Genomic DNA, 14,818 nt, shown 5'->3' with positions numbered 1-14,818 from the left:
TGACATGATCAAAGTCATTGCGGCAACGTTATTTGACTGCGATAACCACCCGACGGTTCGGTTCTTCGCCTTTACTGTATGTTTTTACAACGGGATGTCCCTGTAATTCAGCATGAATAATCTTTCGTTCCTGAGAATTCATGGGTTCAAGAATCACTTCTTTTTTGGACTTAATCACACGATTGGCGAGTCTAAGTGCGAGCTCCTCCAATGTCTTCTTACGTCTATCCCTGAAATTTTCCGCATCTAAGATAATACGAAAATGAGAATTCGCGTACCGGTTTGCTACGATATTCACTAAATACTGCAAAGCATCCAGTGTTTGTCCTCTTTTACCGATCAGAATACCTAATTCAGAGCCACTCATATTCAAGATGAAGCCTTCACGATCTTTGCGAGTATCTATGGTGATGGAAATCTGCATCGCTGCGAACATATCTTGTAAGAAAGCAATGGCTTCCTCAAGTGGATCTGGAATCAATTCAAGCTCTACTTTAGCTTCTTTGGAACCAATAAATCCGAGAAACCCTCGAGAGGGTTTCTCCAAAATATGAATGTTTACACGATCCTCGGAAACTTGCCATTGAGATAAACCGGATTTAACCGCTAGCTCAATAGTCTTTCCAGTCACCACGATTTTTTTCATTTAGACAGGCCACCCTTATTTTTTTGCCCCGACTTTTGCGATGCAGGAGAACCATAAATAAAGTAAGACTGAACGATCGTAAAGATATTACCGAAGATCCAGTAAAGTGGAAGTGCCGCGGCAAAATTCATAGACATTACGAAAATCATTACTGGGAAAATATATAATAAGCTTTTCATTTGTTGATTCATTTGGGAAGACATAAACATTTGTTGAACGAATGTCGTTGCCGCAGCAATCAACGGAAGAATATACAAGTGATCCGGTTTACCAAGGTTCATCCATAAGAAAGTATGTTCACGGATGTGGTCATTACGCATAATCGCTTGATAAAGAGCAATAAGAATTGGCATCTGAACAATGATTGGGAAACACCCTGCTAATGGATTCACACCATTTTGCTGAAACAGCTTCATTGTTTCTTCCTGCTGTTTCTTCGCATCATCTTTATACTTTTCTTTGAGCTTCTTCATCTCTGGCTGTAGATCCTGCATCCGTTTGGAACTTTTGTACTGCTTAAGCGTAAGCGGCAAAATAATTAAACGAATGATCACGGTAACGACCAAGATGGATAATCCGTATTGACCCCATAAATGATCAGCGAACCAGTCCAGTGTCCTAGAAAGCGGGTACACAAAATATTTAACGAAAAAGCTTGCGGTATTCGGATCAATAGGTGCCATAGTTGAACTTGACGGACTACATCCGGACAGTAATAAGATCAACGCTGAGAGTGAAGCTAGCATATAAATTCGACGAGTCAAAATGAGATCCTCCTAAATATCTTTTCCATCATAAACTATAACACATCTTCAGCTCGCAAGGAAATATTACGTTACTTTTTAATTGCATCATTTCTTTTTAATAAAGAAGCTTTGCGAATCACATGCCAGATACTTTTCTCCATCTCAGCATATTCCATTTCAACTACTGGTTTTCTAGCCAATAAGATGTAGTCATAGTGTGGTGTCATATTCTCTTTTTTCAAACGAATAATTTCCTTCATCATTCGTCTGAGCCGATTTCGAACGACAGCATTGCCTACCTTTTTACTCACAGACACACCAAGACGAAACTGTTCCAATTTAGGTTGGGGCAAATAATATAGAACGAATTGATGATTCGCCATCGACTTCCCATACCGATATACCTTATTGAAGTCTTCTCTTTTAGCTAATCTATATATTTTTTCCACGATTATGTTCGCTCCAGACAGATGACTCCAAGATTAATTTAAGTTCTATACCATATTTAGTTAGCCTATATAGTTTTAACAGAATTATCTCCATATAAACCAATCCATCAAAATGCAAAAAAAAAAGCCCCTTCCGGAGCCTCATTTTTACGCGCTAAGAATTTTTCTTCCTTTAAGACGACGAGCTTGCAGAACTTTACGACCGTTCTTCGTGCTCATTCTTTTACGGAAACCATGATTCTTCTTACGCTTTCTCGTATTCGGGTTAAACGTCGGACCCATCTATAGCACCTCCCTACCTGAGGATATCCATCCTACAAAATTTCTACTACTCATTAAATCATTTCTACAGCAGAAAGTCAACCTACCCGAGCGTACAGGTGAAGAAGACATTTTCTCCAAAAATATAAAAAAAGAATAACCTGTGTATAAAATTTCACCTCTCCACAGAGAAGCTTGTCGAAAATTAACATAATATCAACAATATCTTGTGTTGTGAACAAAATCTATGCACAACTTGTTGTAAATGTGGATAATATCAAACAATCCGTTGATTAACAAGTAATCTTTTGATAAGATGATAATGTTTCTGTTGTGGATAGACACCACCAACTCTCCGACTTATCAACAACCTGTGGATAACAATGTGCACAATTTACCCTCTACAAGAATAAGTCATTTCAGCCGATCCTTAATAATGTGGATAAAATCGACAAAAATCGTCCTTTCTTGACCGCATCAGACAAAAGGTTCTTTTCGTTCTTAACCGCGTAAAAGACAGATTTCGATTAAGCTGAACGTTTAATGTGAATTGCTTATTATCGAGATTTAACAATATAGCTTTATAAACCGAACATATCTTTACTGGCCTTATGCCACATGTTTGATTTCAAAGGAGTGAATTACTGTGGAAGGCCATTCTACGGACTTATGGCAGCAAATTTTAACGATTATTCAAACTAAGCTCAGTAAACCAAGCTTCGACACTTGGCTTAAATCAACCAAAGCGACAGTATTCAATGATTCAACTGTCGTTATTTGTGCGCCCAACAATTTTGCTCAGGAATGGCTGGAAAGCCGTTATACCAAGCTAATTGAAACAACCATTTATGACTTTACGGGTAAACAAGTTTCTGTGAAATTCATCATTGAAACGGAAGAGCAGAAATCTCAAGCTACAGCGATTCAACCAGCTGTTTTTCCACCTAAAGGTCCTGCGATCGTTACAGGCGAAGAAAATTTCACCAATATGATGAATGCTAGGTATACCTTTGATACATTCGTTATCGGATCCGGCAATCGATTCGCTCATGCTGCATCCTTAGCTGTTGCCGAGGCACCAGCTAAGGCTTATAATCCTCTGTTTCTTTATGGAGGAGTTGGTTTAGGTAAGACCCATTTGATGCATGCTATCGGTCACTATGTGTTAGAACATAACCCAGGGGCACGTGTTTTATATATTTCATCAGAAAAATTCACGAATGAATTTATTAATGCGGTCCGTGATAACCGCGGTGAAGGATTTCGTAATAAATATAGAACGATCGATGTGTTATTGATTGATGATATTCAATTCCTCGCTGGTAAAGAAGGTACGCAAGAGGAGTTTTTCCATACATTTAATGCACTTCATGAAGAAGGCAAACAAATTATTATCTCTAGTGACCGGCCGCCCAAAGAAATTCCAACCCTGGAAGATCGGTTACGTTCTAGATTTGAGTGGGGATTAATTACAGACATTCAACCCCCTGACTTAGAAACACGTATAGCCATTCTCCGCAAGAAAGCGAAAGCAGAGAATCTGGAGATTCCAAATGAAGCGATGATCTATATCGCGAACCAAATCGATACGAATATTCGTGAGCTTGAAGGTGCTTTGATTCGAGTTGTTGCCTATTCATCCCTTATTAATCAGGATATTAGCGTGCATCTAACAGCCGAAGCCTTGAAAGATATAATCCCATCGAATCGACCACGGGTCATCACGATACAGGATATTCAGCAGCGGGTTGGAGAATTCTATGGTTTAAAGCTGGAGGATTTCAAGGCCCGTAAACGAACAAAAGCCGTCGCATTCCCTAGACAGGTCGCGATGTACCTGGCACGTGAGCTGACGGACTTCTCTTTGCCGAAAATCGGAGATAATTTTGGTGGCCGTGACCATACAACGGTTATCCATGCCCATGATAAAATATCAGAACAATTAAAAGTAGATCAGGATCTTTACAAGATCGTTCATAATCTGACAGAGCGCATTAAGAACCCCTCTTGATAACATTTAATTTTGGCTAAGCCTATGCACAATCTATTCACATGTGGATAGGCTTGATTTATATAAGAATCATCCACATATCCACATATCCAGAGCCCCTACTGCTATTACTAATAAAAAATGTTATTATATAATGATTATGCTAACGCAACGAAAAAAAGAACCACAGGAGTGAAATCATGAAATTAACGATCCTAAAAGACCATTTAATAGAATCCATTGGTCACGTTTCCAAAGCCATATCCTCACGAACAACAATACCTATCCTCACAGGGATCAAAATAGATGCAACCTTAAGCGGTGTAACCCTTACAGCAAGCGATACGGATATTTCCATTCAAAGCTTTACCCCTAGTGAAAATGGCACGATTAAAATTATTGAACTATTTCAAGCCGGGAGTGTCGTTCTTCCAGCGAAATTCTTCATCGAAATTATTCGTAAACTACCTGCGCAATTAATCGAAATCGAAGTTAGAAATAATTTTCAAACGATTATTCGTTCTGGTTCTTCAGAGATTCAAATCATGGGGCTCGATCCCGATGAATATCCGCTGCTGCCCGAAATCGAAGAAAGTAAAATGCTTCGTTTGCCGAGCGATTTACTGAAAACGATGATTAAACAAACTTCTTATGCCGTATCAACAAATGAGTCAACGCCTATTCTTACGGGTGTTCTATGGAACATTGCAGGTGATAAACTTAAATTTATTGCTTGTGATCGGCATCGACTTGCTAGCCGAGAAGTAACGGTTGATAATGATAATGCCCATCAACTTCCTAATATTGTTATTTCAGGCCGAACTCTAAACGAATTAAGCAAAATTCTGCCTGATCAAAATTCCCTTATTGATATAGTTATTTCCGACAATCAAGTTTTATTCAAGATTCATTCAATTTTGTTCTATTCTCGTATTCTAGACGGAACTTACCCGGATACTTCCAAGCTGATTCCGCAATCTTTTCAAACCGAAATGGTCGTTCCAACCAAAGAATTGGCAGAAGCCATTGACCGTGCTTACTTGCTTTCTAGAGAAGATAAGACGAACATTGTTAAAATGATGATGCTTGAAGACCAGACGATTGAGATTTCTTCAAGTTCTTCCGAACTTGGGAAAGTAACAGAGCAAATTAACCTACAGCATATTGCCGGTGAGTTACTCAAAATCTCATTTAACTCCAAATATATGCTCGATGCGCTTAAAGTTCTTGATTCCGAGTTCATTCACATCGGATTTACAGGAGCTATGCAGCCAATCATCATGAAGCCACAAGATTCCACCAACATTCTGCAGCTTATTTTGCCGTATCGAACAACGAATTAAGGAGTGCGTGATATGAAACAGATCCCCATAAATACGGCCTATATTACACTTGGACAGTTTCTGAAATTATCGGACTGTATATCCACAGGTGGACAAGCCAAATTTTTTGTTGTGGATACAAAAATTGAAGTGAACGGACAAGCTGAAAATCGTAGAGGCCGGAAACTCGTGCCGCAAGATGTGGTAACCGTGGAGGGTTTCGGACAATTCGAAGTCGTTAGCTCCTGATCGGATTAACCCAGGAGGATGGCCACCCATGTTTTTGAACAGACTTGTACTCAGTCATTACAGAAATTACGACCAGATTGAGCTAACAACGGATAGCAATGTGAACATATTCGTTGGACCTAACGCCCAAGGCAAAACTAATTTGTTGGAATCAATCTATGTAATGGCCATGACGAAATCACACCGCACCCATCAGGATAAAGAATTAATTGGCTGGAACGGTGAGCAGACACAGCTGCATGCGGATATTCAGAAGCGCTATGGCAGCTGTAAGCTGGATCTCTCCATTTCGACCAAAGGTAAAAAAGCGAAAATCAACGGCCTCGAACAAAAGAAGCTTAGTAACTTTATCGGTGCTTTGAACGTGGTCATGTTTGCTCCGGAAGACTTAGAGATCGTCAAAGGAACTCCTGGTATTAGAAGGCGTTTCCTCGATATGGAGATTGGCCAAGTACAGCCCTCCTATCTGCATGATTTATCGCAATATCAGAAAATATTGGTGCAGCGGAACAATTATTTAAAGCAATCTTTCCCAGGGAAAACCACGCCAGACGCGATGCTAGACATTTGGAATGAACAATTAGCACAGTATGGTGTTAAAATTATGAAAAAACGTCAAAGCTTTATTAAGAAGCTGCAACAATGGGCGGAAACGATCCATAGAGGGATTACGAACGATAGTGAGGAGCTTCTTATTCGCTATTCCCCCTCCTTTGACATGACACCGTTTGAAGATGAATCTGTTTTATTAGACCAATTTATGATAAAGTTATCATTGGTTAGAGATCAGGAATTCCGAAGAGGTGTTACGCTAGTGGGCCCTCATCGTGACGATCTTCTTTTTTTCATCAACGACAAGGAAGTCCAAACGTATGGATCACAGGGTCAGCAGCGAACAACAGCGTTATCACTTAAGCTTGCGGAAATAGAGCTCATTCATGAGGAAGTTGGCGAGTATCCCCTATTATTGCTGGATGATGTGTTATCCGAGCTTGATGAGTATAGACAGACACAACTGATCCGCACGTTTCAGCAGAAAGTCCAAACCTTTATTACAACAACAGGTCTAGAGAGTGTCCATTTGGATCAACTGGATCATGCTTCCGTGTTTCATGTTTTGAAAGGAAATGTAAGCGGCAGGAGCTGAGGAGCATGTTTATTCATTTGGGTGGAGAGAAAATTATTAGAGCATCCGAACTGATTGCTATTTTCGATATCTCGATCGAGAAATCTTCCAAAATATCGAAACAATTCATACAGCAAGCTTTAAACGATAAAAAAACAGAGCAAATCGGTGAAGAAGATTGCAAATCACTCGTTGTTACGAAGAGTAAAGTGTATTATTCTCCAATTTCCTCTACCACGCTCAAGAAAAGAGCGCATCAATTGTTAACGAATTAACCTTTTCTCCCCACTTAAGAAAGTATAAGATTTCGGCATTCCGAAAGCAGCTTTCTTAATGGCGAATATACGTCCTCTAGGCGTGTCGCTCATTTGGAATGACTTCGATAGAGGTTTCTCTCACTATAGAAAAGCAGGTGAAGATTAACATGTCTGTGAATCAAAATGCGTACGATGACAGTCAGATTCAGGTTCTGGAAGGTTTAGAGGCCGTTCGCAAAAGACCGGGTATGTACATTGGTTCAACCAGTGCCCGTGGACTTCATCATCTCGTATGGGAAGTTGTCGATAACAGTATCGATGAAGCTTTGGCCGGCTTTTGCACCAAGATTGATGTCATTGTTCATAAGAATAATAGTGTTACCGTTATCGATAATGGCCGTGGAATCCCAGTCGGTGAAAACGCCAAGTTAAAAAGACCGACGCTCGAGGTTGTTCTAACGGTTCTTCATGCCGGTGGTAAGTTCGGTGGAGATGATTCCGGCTATAAAGTATCGGGTGGTCTGCATGGTGTAGGTATCTCTGTTGTTAATGCGCTATCTGAGCTGCTAACCGTTCAAGTTAAGCGTGAGGGCAAAATTCATCAACAAGAGTATCGCCGCGGTGCGCCTCAGTATGACGTGAAGGTCATTGGCGAAACAGAAGAAACAGGGACACAAGTCACGTTCCAGCCGGATCCGGAGATTTTCAAGGAAACGACGGAGTATGACTATGATATTCTCCAATCTAGAATTCGCGAGCTCGCTTTTTTGAATAAAGGAATCGAGATCAATTTAATTGATGAACGTACAGATACGATCAATACACACAGGTACGAAGGGGGGATTGTTTCCTTCGTTCAGCATTTGAACCGTAACCGTGAAGTCGTCAATGAGATGCCAATCTATGTGGAAGGTTCCAAAGATAATATCTCCATTGAGATTGCCCTTCAGTACAACGACAGCTATACGGAAAATATTTACTCCTTCGCGAATAACATTAATACCCATGAGGGTGGTACTCACGAGTCCGGTTTTAAAAGCGCGCTAACGCGGATCTTGAATGACTATGCCCGCAAAAGTAATTCGTTGAAAGAAAGTGATTCCAACCTATCAGGGGATGATGTACGCGAAGGTCTTGCTGCCATTATTTCGGTGAAAATTCCAGAGCCTCAATTTGAGGGTCAAACGAAGACTAAACTAGGGAATAGTGAAGTCCGTGGTATTGTAGAATCTCTATTTGCTGAGAAGCTGCAAACATTTATGGAAGAGAACCCCTCTGTTGCGAAGAAGATTCTCGAAAAAGGGATTCAAGCGGCAAGAGCAAGAGAAGCTGCGCGTAAAGCGAGAGAATTAACTCGTCGTAAAAGTGCATTGGAAGTAAGCGCGCTGCCAGGTAAACTAGCAGATTGCTCATCCAAGGATGCTTCTATCAGTGAGATTTACATCGTAGAAGGTGACTCTGCAGGCGGATCAGCTAAGCAAGGACGTGATCGTCACTTCCAAGCGATTCTTCCGCTTCGCGGAAAAATTCTGAATGTAGAGAAAGCTAGATTGGATCGTATTCTATCCAATACGGAAATTCGTGCAATGATTACAGCCTTTGGCACAGGGATCAGTGACGATTTCGATATCGCTAAAGCACGTTATCACAAAATTATTATCATGACCGATGCTGACGTTGACGGAGCACACATTCGTACGCTTCTACTTACTTTCTTCTACAGGTACATGAAAAAATTAATCGAGTCCGGTTATGTGTATATTGCACAACCTCCACTTTTCAAGCTCGAAAGAAATAAAACGGTTCGCTATGCGTATAACGAAAAGCAAAGAGAAGCCATCATGCAGGAGTTCGGTGAAGGCGCCAAAGTCAATGTGCAGCGTTACAAAGGACTTGGTGAGATGAATCCAGAACAATTGTGGGAAACGACGATGGATCCGGAAAGCCGTACATTCCTGCAAGTGACGATCGAAGATGCGATTGAAGCAGATACGCTCTTTGATTCATTGATGGGAGATAACGTAGAACCTAGAAGAGATTTCATCGAGGAACATGCGAAGTACGTGAAAAATCTAGATATCTAAACGTCCTAGACGTTGCTAACGATGTAAGCTTTCAGGAGGAACATTCATGAGCGAAGAATTACATTCGCAAGTCAAAGAAATTGACATTTCTACCGAAATGCGTACATCCTTCTTAGACTATGCGATGAGTATCATTGTGAGTCGTGCACTGCCAGATGTAAGAGACGGTCTGAAGCCTGTTCATCGTCGTATCTTGTTTGCGATGTCTGAGCTAGGCATGTCTCCAGATAAACCACATAAGAAATCGGCGAGAATCGTTGGTGAAGTCATCGGTAAGTATCATCCGCATGGAGACACTGCGGTATATGAGACGATGGTTCGTATGGCGCAAGATTTCTCACTTCGTTATATGCTGGTCGATGGTCATGGTAACTTTGGATCGATCGACGGTGACATGGCAGCGGCCATGCGTTATACCGAAGCTCGCTTGTCGAAGATCGCGATGGAGCTTCTTCGTGATATTAACAGAGAGACAATTGACTATAAGCCAAACTATGATGGCGAAGAAAATGAACCGGTTGTTCTCCCTTCTCGTTTTCCGAACTTGCTTGTGAACGGAAGCTCCGGGATTGCGGTAGGGATGGCTACGAACATTCCTCCTCATAACCTTCGTGAGGTTATCGAAGGTATCCAAATGTTGATTGAAAATCCGGATATTACACCTCTTGAATTGATGGCAGCTATCAAAGGACCGGATTTCCCAACGGCTGGCTTTATTTTAGGCCGTGAGGGGATTAAACAAGCCTATCAAACAGGCAGAGGCTCTGTTACGATGCGTGCTAGAACAGTTATTGAAGAAAACAATAATAAAGCTAGAATCATTGTTAATGAGCTGCCTTATCAAGTAAATAAAGCTAGATTAGTTGAGAAAATTGCGGAACTTGTTCGTGAGAAAAAGATTGATGGTATCACGGATCTTCGAGATGAATCCGACCGCAACGGTATGCGAGTTGTCATCGAGCTTCGTCGCGACGTTAATCCGCATGTCGTTCTGAATAACTTATTTAAACACACGGCAATGCAATCAAACTTCGGTATTATTATGCTTGCACTCGTCAACGGCGAACCAAGAGTTCTAAATCTTCGTGAGATGCTGCATTATTACCTCAAGCATCAGCAAGAAGTCATTCGCCGCAGAACGGAGTTTGATTTGCGCAAAGCCGAAGCGCGCGCTCACATTTTGGAAGGCTTGCGCATCGCACTTGATCACTTGGATCAAGTTATTGCCTTGATTCGTGCTTCCCGTACAACGGATGAAGCTAGAGAAGGGCTCATGACTACGTTTAATTTGAGCCTCGATCAAGCCCAAGCTATTCTCGATATGCGTCTACAGCGTTTAACAGGCTTAGAACGTGAGAAGATCGAAGCTGAGTATGCTGAGCTTATGAAGAAAATCGCTGAGCTTAAAGCGATTCTTGCAGATGAGAAGCTGATTCTAGCTATCATTAGCGAAGAATTGAATGAAATTAAAGAGAAATTTGGCGATGAGCGACGTTCCGAAATTACGGTTGGTGAGGAAAGCATCGAAGATGAAGACCTCATCCCGCGTGAAGATGTCGTTATCACGATTACGCATACGGGTTACATTAAGCGTCTTCCGGTTACGACGTATCGGAACCAGAAGCGTGGAGGACGTGGCATTGTCGGAATGGATACCAAGGACAATGACTTCGTCGAACATTTATTCGTAACGAATACGCATCATTATTTGATGTTCTTTACGAATAAAGGGAAAGTGTACCGTCTGAAAGCTTATGAGATTCCGGATTTGAGCCGGACGGCTCGTGGAACACCAATCATTAACTTAATCCAGATCGAGCAAGGTGAGACGATTAATGCGGTGATTCCGGTAGAAAGCTTTGAAACAGAGCAGTACTTATTCTTTGCAACGAAGCAAGGTGTTGTGAAGAAAACCCCAATCGACGATTATTCAAACATTCGTAAAGGCGGCTTAATCGCTATTAATTTACGGGAAGATGATGATCTCATTGGCGTTAAGCTGACTGACGGTAACCAAGGCATTATTATGGGAACCAAGCTTGGCATGTCCATTCATTTCCCAGAACAAGATGTTCGTTCCATGGGTAGGTCTGCTACTGGGGTTAAAGGTATACACCTGGATCCAGATGATACGGTTATTGATATGGACGTTGTCCATGAAGATAATAGTGTACTCATTGTAACGACCAAAGGTTTTGGTAAGAGAACGCCTGTTTCTGAATATCGGATCCAGACACGCGGCGGTAAAGGGATTAAGACCTTGAACGTCACAGATAAGAACGGCCCTATTGTCGGTCTTAAAGTGGTGCAAAATGATGAGGATCTTATGATAATTACAGCATCGGGTACTGTTATTCGTACAAGTATGGACGGGATTTCTATGATGGGTCGTAACACGCAGGGTGTACGCTTAATCAATATTCGTGAAGACGATGAAGTTGGAACCTTAGCTCGCGTGCAGAAAAATGAAGAGCAAAGCGAGAATGAGGAAGACGGAGATTGGGAAGAAACCGAAGTAACAGATACAGAAGAATAAAATGTCGGGATGGGCTTACAAACCCATCCCTTTTACTTTACAATAAGAAGTATACGATAAGTTAAGGTGAGTGAATGATTGTGCCGACAGTAGCCGTTTCTCAATTAAAATATGGTGAAAGATTAGGCGATAACGTAATAACGAAATTGGGAAATGTACTTTTCAATAAAGGAAAAGTCATTAATGAAAGAGACATTGAGATTTTAAAAGCATTTCTCATTTCATCTGTCTTTATTGAATCTAAGAATGGTATTGAACCCGAAGCCACGAGTGAAGAAACCAAAAAGAATGAAGTTGCAACCGTTCATCCCTTTTATTTGGAATATCAGAATATGTTGAAACTGCTTAAACGCGTCTTTTATCTCGCTAATGGTGGACAACCGCTTCCCATCTTAGATCTTCGAAACGGTCTTGAAGCTCTCATTCAACATATTGATGCCTATAAAGTACTTACCTTCACACCGAAGAATCGCACTTTGCAAGATTATATCTATCACAAAAGTATTCAGGTCAGCTTAACTGCTTATTCATTAGCTAGATGGCATGGTCTTCCTCAGAAAGATTTGATGCAAATTGCCTTAGCCGGTCTTTTACATGACATTGGTATTGCCAAAGTTGATCCTGCTATTCTTGAGAAGAAGAGTGCTTTAACAGCATCCGAAATGGATGAGATTAAACAGCACACGCTAATCGGGTATCAGATTCTCAAAAATATTTCCGGTATTAACGAAGGTGTCAAATTAACGGCCATTCAGCATCATGAACGTGAGGATGGATCTGGTTATCCTTTAGGAGTTAAAGGCGATAAGATTCACATTTATGCCAAAATAGTAGCGATTGCTGACATTTATAACGCTATGACCAATGAACGTTCCTATAAAACGGCGTCGTCACCGTATGTTGTACTTGAGCAGCTCTTCACTGAGTCATTCGGCAAAGTAGATCCAACCCTGGTTCAAGTATTTATGAACAAGTCCACACAAATCAGCAATGGAACGATTGTAAAACTAAGCGATAACCGTGTGGGTGAAATTATATTCTCCGATCGCTCTCATCCTACTAGACCTTGGATTAACGTTAATGGCACGATCGTTAATTTAACATTAGAAAGAAGCCTATTCATTCAAGATGTTATTGGTTATATCTAAAAGAGTGAAATGTTGACCCCCTATTCCAGGGGGTTTTTTATTATTAAATGAAAATAAAAGCTTGCATTCTACTTTTAGATTTGTTATATTACTCCTTGTCGCTTCGGCGGTCGAACGAAAGAACGAAAGAAATTAAAAAAAAGTTCTTGCAATCGAATAGGCTGATGTGGTATATTRATCAAGTCGCCTTTGAGGGGCGAAGGATTAAAACGAAAGAAATTGATCTTTGAAAACTGAACAACGAGTGAGTAAGCACGAACGAGAAATCGTTCAAAAAAGAGATTGCAAAATCTCGCTAGCAAGTCAATGAGCATTTCAGCTTTCAWATAGTTTTACTATTATGGAGAGTTTGATCCTGGCTCAGGACGAACGCTGGCGGCGTGCCTAATACATGCAAGTCGAGCGGATTTATCCTTCGGGATAATCTATTATGGAGAGTTTGATCCTGGCTCAGGACGAACGCTGGCGGCGTGCCTAATACATGCAAGTCGAGCGGATTTATCCTTCGGGATAAGTTAGCGGCGGACGGGTGAGTAACACGTAGGTAACCTGCCTATAAGAYYGGGATAACTATCGGAAACGATAGCTAAGACCGGATAACTGGTTTTCTCGCATGAGAGAATCATGAAACACGGAGCAATCTGTGGCTTATAGATGGGCCTGCGGCGCATTAGCTAGTTGGTGAGGTAACGGCTCACCAAGGCGACGATGCGTAGCCGACCTGAGAGGGTGAACGGCCACACTGGGACTGAGACACGGCCCAGACTCCTACGGGAGGCAGCAGTAGGGAATCTTCCGCAATGGACGCAAGTCTGACGGAGCAACGCCGCGTGAGTGATGAAGGTTTTCGGATCGTAAAGCTCTGTTGCCCTAGACGAACAGCAWGRRGAGTAACTGCYCTWTGTGTGACGGTATAGGAGAAGAAAGCCCCGGCTAACTACGTGCCAGCAGCCGCGGTAATACGTAGGGGGCAAGCGTTGTCCGGAATTATTGGGCGTAAAGCGCGCGCAGGCGGTCAATTAAGTTGGGTGTTTAAGCCCGGGGCTCAACCCCGGTTCGCATCCAAAACTGGTTGACTTGAGTGTAGGAGAGGAAAGTGGAATTCCACGTGTAGCGGTGAAATGCGTAGAGATGTGGAGGAACACCAGTGGCGAAGGCGACTTTCTGGCCTATAACTGACGCTGAGGCGCGAAAGCGTGGGGAGCAAACAGGATTAGATACCCTGGTAGTCCACGCCGTAAACGATGCATACTAGGTGTYGGGGATTCGATTCCTCGGTGCCGAAGTTAACACAGTAAGTATGCCGCCTGGGGAGTACGCTCGCAAGAGTGAAACTCAAAGGAATTGACGGGGACCCGCACAAGCAGTGGAGTATGTGGTTTAATTCGAAGCAACGCGAAGAACCTTACCAGGTCTTGACATCTGGGTGTAAGCACTAGAGATAGTGCCCCTCTTCGGAGCACCCAAGACAGGTGGTGCATGGTTGTCGTCAGCTCGTGTCGTGAGATGTTGGGTTAAGTCCCGCAACGAGCGCAACCCTTGATCTTAGTTGCCAGCACTTYGGGTGGGCACTCTAAGATGACTGCCGGTGACAAACCGGAGGAAGGTGGGGATGACGTCAAATCATCATGCCCCTTATGACCTGGGCTACACACGTACTACAATGGTCGGTACAACGGGAAGCGAAGCCGCGAGGCGGAGCCAATCCTTATAAGCCGATCTCAGTTCGGATTGCAGGCTGCAACTCGCCTGCATGAAGTCGGAATTGCTAGTAATCGCGGATCAGCATGCCGCGGTGAATACGTTCCCGGGTCTTGTACACACCGCCCGTCACACCACGAGAGTTTACAACACCCGAAGTCGGTGGGGTAACCCGCAAGGGAGCCAGCCGCCGAAGGTGGGGTAGATGATTGGGGTGAAGTCGTAACAAGGTAGCCGTATCGGAAGGTGCGGCTGGATCACCTCCTTTCTATGGAGACTCGGTCTTGATAAGACCAGTCAAGT

Annotated in this window: 12 protein-coding genes and 1 rRNA gene; 9 read left to right on the top strand and 4 right to left on the bottom strand. The window is 42.4% G+C overall.

Annotated features, from left to right (window positions below; genetic code table 11):
* Window positions 1-28: 28 nt before the first annotated feature.
* The 4 genes from jag to rpmH all read right to left on the bottom strand — a co-directional run bounded on the left by jag (window position 29) and on the right by rpmH (window position 2,123).
* Complete coding sequence (jag, locus tag ASG93_RS31360) at window positions 29-646, bottom strand: RNA-binding cell elongation regulator Jag/EloR (protein ID WP_056838710.1); 618 nt, start codon at window positions 644-646, stop codon at window positions 29-31.
* Window positions 643-1,410 (bottom strand): membrane protein insertase YidC, encoded by a 768-nt coding sequence (yidC, locus tag ASG93_RS31355; RefSeq protein ID WP_414858902.1) that lies wholly within the window; start codon window positions 1,408-1,410, stop codon window positions 643-645. The genes jag and yidC overlap by 4 nt, the downstream gene beginning before the upstream one ends.
* A 71-nt stretch (window positions 1,411-1,481) precedes the next feature.
* Complete coding sequence (gene rnpA, locus ASG93_RS31350; protein WP_056838708.1) at window positions 1,482-1,841, bottom strand: ribonuclease P protein component; 360 nt, start codon at window positions 1,839-1,841, stop codon at window positions 1,482-1,484.
* A gap of 147 nt (window positions 1,842-1,988) precedes the next feature.
* Complete coding sequence (gene rpmH / locus ASG93_RS31345; protein ID WP_029196162.1) at window positions 1,989-2,123, bottom strand: 50S ribosomal protein L34; 135 nt, start codon at window positions 2,121-2,123, stop codon at window positions 1,989-1,991.
* Between the two features lie 625 nt (window positions 2,124-2,748).
* Between rpmH and dnaA the strand changes: the two genes are divergently transcribed.
* From dnaA to ASG93_RS31295, 9 genes are all read left to right on the top strand, one after another.
* A complete protein-coding gene (dnaA, locus tag ASG93_RS31340) occupies window positions 2,749-4,113 on the top strand; it encodes a chromosomal replication initiator protein DnaA (protein ID WP_056838706.1) in 1,365 nt (454 codons plus the stop codon).
* Window positions 4,114-4,292: 179 nt separating this feature from the next.
* Window positions 4,293-5,435 (top strand): DNA polymerase III subunit beta, encoded by a 1,143-nt coding sequence (dnaN, locus tag ASG93_RS31335; protein WP_056838704.1) that lies wholly within the window; start codon window positions 4,293-4,295, stop codon window positions 5,433-5,435.
* A gap of 12 nt (window positions 5,436-5,447) precedes the next feature.
* Window positions 5,448-5,663 (top strand): S4 domain-containing protein YaaA, encoded by a 216-nt coding sequence (yaaA, locus tag ASG93_RS31330; RefSeq protein ID WP_029196165.1) that lies wholly within the window; start codon window positions 5,448-5,450, stop codon window positions 5,661-5,663.
* 28 nt (window positions 5,664-5,691) lie between these two features.
* Window positions 5,692-6,810 carry a DNA replication/repair protein RecF gene (recF, locus tag ASG93_RS31325; RefSeq protein ID WP_056838702.1) on the top strand — a complete coding sequence of 373 codons (1,119 nt, stop codon included), beginning with the start codon at window positions 5,692-5,694 and terminating at the stop codon, window positions 6,808-6,810.
* A gap of 5 nt (window positions 6,811-6,815) precedes the next feature.
* The gene (remB, locus tag ASG93_RS31320) at window positions 6,816-7,064 is read left to right on the top strand and encodes an extracellular matrix regulator RemB (RefSeq protein ID WP_056838700.1); all 249 of its coding nucleotides are present in this window, start codon (window positions 6,816-6,818) and stop codon (window positions 7,062-7,064) included.
* A gap of 149 nt (window positions 7,065-7,213) precedes the next feature.
* Complete coding sequence (gyrB, locus tag ASG93_RS31315; RefSeq protein ID WP_056838698.1) at window positions 7,214-9,130, top strand: DNA topoisomerase (ATP-hydrolyzing) subunit B; 1,917 nt, start codon at window positions 7,214-7,216, stop codon at window positions 9,128-9,130.
* 46 nt (window positions 9,131-9,176) lie between these two features.
* Entirely contained in the window at window positions 9,177-11,666 is a 2,490-nt protein-coding gene (gene gyrA, locus ASG93_RS31310) for a DNA gyrase subunit A (protein WP_056838696.1), read from the top strand.
* Window positions 11,667-11,746: 80 nt separating this feature from the next.
* Entirely contained in the window at window positions 11,747-12,814 is a 1,068-nt protein-coding gene (locus tag ASG93_RS31305; protein WP_056839088.1) for an HD-GYP domain-containing protein, read from the top strand.
* 427 nt (window positions 12,815-13,241) lie between these two features.
* A 16S ribosomal RNA gene (locus ASG93_RS31295) occupies window positions 13,242-14,783 on the top strand.
* Window positions 14,784-14,818 lie beyond the last annotated feature (35 nt).

Origin of the sequence: Paenibacillus sp. Soil787 (assembly GCF_001429545.1) — a bacterium.
Lineage (GTDB): Bacteria > Bacillota > Bacilli > Paenibacillales > NBRC-103111 > Paenibacillus_E.
This window is presented reverse-complemented; position numbering and strand designations above follow the sequence as displayed.

What these genes read in the sequence shown, in the direction of transcription:
- dnaN (WP_056838704.1), top strand. Translation starts at nt 4,293, where the DNA reads ATGAAATTAACGATCCTAAAAGACCATTTAATAGAATCCATTGGTCAC.
- jag (WP_056838710.1), bottom strand. Translation starts at nt 646, where the DNA reads ATGAAAAAAATCGTGGTGACTGGAAAGACTATTGAGCTAGCGGTTAAA.
- rpmH (WP_029196162.1), bottom strand. Translation starts at nt 2,123, where the DNA reads ATGGGTCCGACGTTTAACCCGAATACGAGAAAGCGTAAGAAGAATCAT.
- yaaA (WP_029196165.1), top strand. Translation starts at nt 5,448, where the DNA reads ATGAAACAGATCCCCATAAATACGGCCTATATTACACTTGGACAGTTT.
- remB (WP_056838700.1), top strand. Translation starts at nt 6,816, where the DNA reads ATGTTTATTCATTTGGGTGGAGAGAAAATTATTAGAGCATCCGAACTG.
- recF (WP_056838702.1), top strand. Translation starts at nt 5,692, where the DNA reads ATGTTTTTGAACAGACTTGTACTCAGTCATTACAGAAATTACGACCAG.
- gyrB (WP_056838698.1), top strand. Translation starts at nt 7,214, where the DNA reads ATGTCTGTGAATCAAAATGCGTACGATGACAGTCAGATTCAGGTTCTG.
- gyrA (WP_056838696.1), top strand. Translation starts at nt 9,177, where the DNA reads ATGAGCGAAGAATTACATTCGCAAGTCAAAGAAATTGACATTTCTACC.